Origin of the sequence: Legionella drancourtii LLAP12, assembly GCF_000162755.2 — a bacterium.
GTDB lineage: Bacteria > Pseudomonadota > Gammaproteobacteria > Legionellales > Legionellaceae > Legionella > Legionella drancourtii.
Genome location: NZ_JH413807.1, coordinates 6,438 through 9,946 on the forward strand (window position 1 = coordinate 6,438; position 3,509 = coordinate 9,946).

Genomic DNA, 3,509 nt, shown 5'->3' on the forward strand with positions numbered 1-3,509 from the left:
TTGGCAACCTCTTGATTGGCAACCTCTTGATTGGCAACCTCTTGATTGGCAACCTCTTGATTGGCAACCTCTTGATTGGCAACCTCTTGATTGGCAACTTCCAGCATCGAAACATACCTCAACCATGCATCTCTAACTTGCTGGCGTTCAATACTCTCTTTTGTTAAAGAAGGTAGTAGAGGAAAACCGCCCTTGGTACCAATTCCAGGTTGCATAACATATAGGTTTTTATAGCTCGGCTCCTCTTTTAGCCCTGTTACAAAGCCAAAGACATTGATGCTCATCCCTGGCACACTACTCACTAATATTTTACAATTAAGCGGAAGCTTTAGCTCCTCTTTTAGGTATTTTGCGGTGACAGGACTTTGTAAATGAGCCCAGCCAGCCATTACAAATAAATCCAAGGAGGTTATGGATTGCTTAAAATTAATCCAATGAGTTCTTTCTGTTTCCAAAGGAAGGGGTGTCTTTAAGTTTTGCTTTATTGTCTGATATTCTGACTCAGTTATAAGGAGATCTTCGGGAATATAAGTTGCGAGGGATGTTATCGTTTGAAGCTCACCTTCAGATAACAGTACTGCTTTTCCACCGGACTTATCTATCCGAAATTTCAATTGAAGAAGACTCTTAGATAAACTTGCTAGAGGAAATTTTTTAGCTGATGAGTCGTCATCTGCATAGTAAAATATTGCCTTATCTTTTAAATCTATCTTGTTTAAATCTATCTTTTTCTCTTTTAAATGGTTTAAATTTTTTATATCTTCTAACTCTTTTATATCTTTTAAATCTTTTAGAACAAACAAAGGATACATTGTACTCTGTTCTGCTTTTTCCAAAGCAACATAACATTTTTTTTCTTTTAAATCGATCTCACTTACATCACCATTGTCTTGGACTTGCAAGGGAATAATTTCATTCTTCTTGGGGCGCACAAAATACTGCCCCTGAGATTTTATATACCAAGTCACAGATTCATCCAGTGTATCTGTTCGTTTTTTTTCAATGCTGTTTGTGCCCAAATCAATATATCTGTATTTGACAGGGGAAACACTTTTTTCAAGACTACGCTCCCCAGTCAAAAATAAAAAAACCTGTCCAGTTAAATTTTTATCAGCCAAAGTATCTTGCCATTCTCTTGTAATCCTGACAGCTCGAGCTTCAGATACCAAATCATAACTGAGGCATAAATTAACCTCAGTTCCAGATGTTAAATTTTTAAGCAAATAGAACTTCAAGGTATGTAAAAAAGTCTCATCCCCACCCGTATTGCCTTCAAGTCGTGTATAGAATAATATTTTCATAATTACCTATCTTTTTTCGGTGATAAATTTTCAACTATTAGTAATATTATATATCGTATTTATTAAGATTTTATGAAGTAGTGAAAATTGTGACTCGTTTAAAGTCAAAAAGGAAATATAGCGTCAAAACAATTGCTTAAGTAAAATCACACCTTAGGGGCAGCTAATCGCCATTTTTAACCAAAGCTCAAAATCTATTTTTCATTCTAAGAATGCCCGCGATCTTGAATATACATCCCGATGAAATTAACTCAGCAAAAAGCTGATTGAGACTCTTTAAGTTTAATGTTTAAAAGCACCATAAAATAATAAATTAGATTTTGCTGATACCAAAAGCTCGGTATAATCGTTTCTGATTAATAGTCGGTAAATTTTATCTTATTGATCGTTAATAAATTTTTCTTAACTTTAAATATAAGAAAGATGAGCTTTTGAAAACTATATTATCGAAACATTATTAGTGGCTACTCTGAAAGCCTCCCGCCTGTTGGAACGAATAAACAACAGGCCGATACCTTATGTTTTACCCTATTACCAATGTCCGATGTTTGGCAAAGAGGACCATGGCTCCTGTATTGGTAACGCCTTCCCCTTTTGCAATAATTCAATAGAAATACTATCAGGCGAACGAATAAAGGCCATGTAACCATCGCGAGGCGGCCGATTAATCACAATACCCTCATCGTTTAATCGTTGGCAGGTTTCGTAAATATTATCGACAACGTAGGCTAAATGACCGAAATTTCGTCCTTCATGATAGGGCTGCGGATCCCAATTGTATGTGAGCTCAAGCATAGGTCCTTGTGTTAATTCAATATTCTTGAGATCGTCAGGAGCTGCTAAAAATATCAAGGTGAATCGACCCTTTTCATTTTCTGTACGCTTAACTTCAAGCAACCCTAACTTATTGCAGTAAAAATCAAGCGACTCATCCAAATTGCTTATTCTGACCATAGTATGTAGATAGTTCATTAATATATTCTCCCTAATATAGATTAATTACGATATGGTACCTGTTAAAAAAATCTAATTTCTTACCTTAGTAAGATTACAATCACCACACAATCCTTTGATTTCTACAGTACAATTGATAATTGAAAATTGAAGGGCATTCGCTGATTCGGTTACGGAAGTGAAATCAAGAGCGCATTCTAATTCTTTGACAAAATCGCACTGATTGCAAATGAGAAACTGGGCTTGTCCTACATGATGCCCATGCAAACAAGCGACATAGGATTTAAGACTGTCAATACAATGAATAAAGCCTTCTTGATGCCAAAATTGAATAGCACGATAAACTGTTGGTGGCTTGGGATTATCAACTTCCATGGATAATCTCTGCAATATATCGTAGGCCCCGAGAGGCTTTCTTTCATCTGCTAAGATTTTGAGGACACGCTCCCTTGGTTCGGTAAATCGATAACCATGATTTATGCAATGCTTATAAGCCCTGTCCAACAAATTATGTTTCATCAATAGTCTTTACGCTTATTATTAATAGTTAGATCACTCTATTTTATCATAATCTCTGATTCAAGGAAAAAGAATCAGAGAACAGCCATTGAGAATAACTCAAAAACCCCATACTGTCTAAAAATTACTTAACATATCTTGATCTTCATCAATCTAGTGTTATAGTATAACACTTTTTAGGGTCAAAGTTTAAGAAGCAACTACAAAGTGATTGTTTTTTACTCTCTGAAGAAACTATCTCATTAGAAAACAATAGTTGGATCCATTTTGAAGATCCTTTTCTGAAGTAGGCATATTCCCGTTGCCTTTTTTAGTATCTATATAGTCATTTAAATAGAGGAAGCCAATGCATTATAATAATTATCGACTCCAACTTTCAGATGATAGTCAATTTTTCGACCCGAAAAATACTACAGAAAAAATTACTGTAAGTAAAAAGGTAGAAGTAGAAGCTCTCAGGGATGAAGAGGAGGAGCATGCACCTATGTTTAAACCTATACTATCTTACCGTATAAAAAAGCGCAAAAAAAATTCGCCAGTGACCCTCGGCCATAAACACAGTCATGACCACGACCATAAACACAGTCATGACCACGACCATAAACACAGTCATGACCACGACTATAAACACAGTCATGACCACGACTATAAACACAGTCATGACCACGACCATAAACACAGTCATGACCACGGCCATGAACACAGTCATGACCACGGCCATGAACACTGTCATGA

The 3,509-nt window shown here is 36.0% G+C and carries 4 protein-coding genes; all 4 read right to left on the reverse strand.

All coding sequences use genetic code 11. The features are described 5' to 3' along the window. A partial coding sequence (locus LDG_RS19535) for a hypothetical protein (RefSeq protein WP_040534435.1) occupies window positions 1-1,301 on the reverse strand: 1,301 nt, incomplete at its 3' end. Between the two features lie 531 nt (window positions 1,302-1,832). Continuing rightward, window positions 1,833-2,273, reverse strand: coding sequence for a VOC family protein (locus tag LDG_RS03970; RefSeq protein ID WP_040534437.1), 441 nt, complete (start codon window positions 2,271-2,273; stop codon window positions 1,833-1,835). Between the two features lie 54 nt (window positions 2,274-2,327). Then, a complete protein-coding gene (locus tag LDG_RS03975; protein WP_040534438.1) occupies window positions 2,328-2,774 on the reverse strand; it encodes a Fur family transcriptional regulator in 447 nt (148 codons plus the stop codon). 494 nt (window positions 2,775-3,268) lie between these two features. After that, the coding region (locus tag LDG_RS03980; RefSeq protein ID WP_199484647.1) for a hypothetical protein at window positions 3,269-3,509 on the reverse strand (241 nt) is incomplete at its 5' end.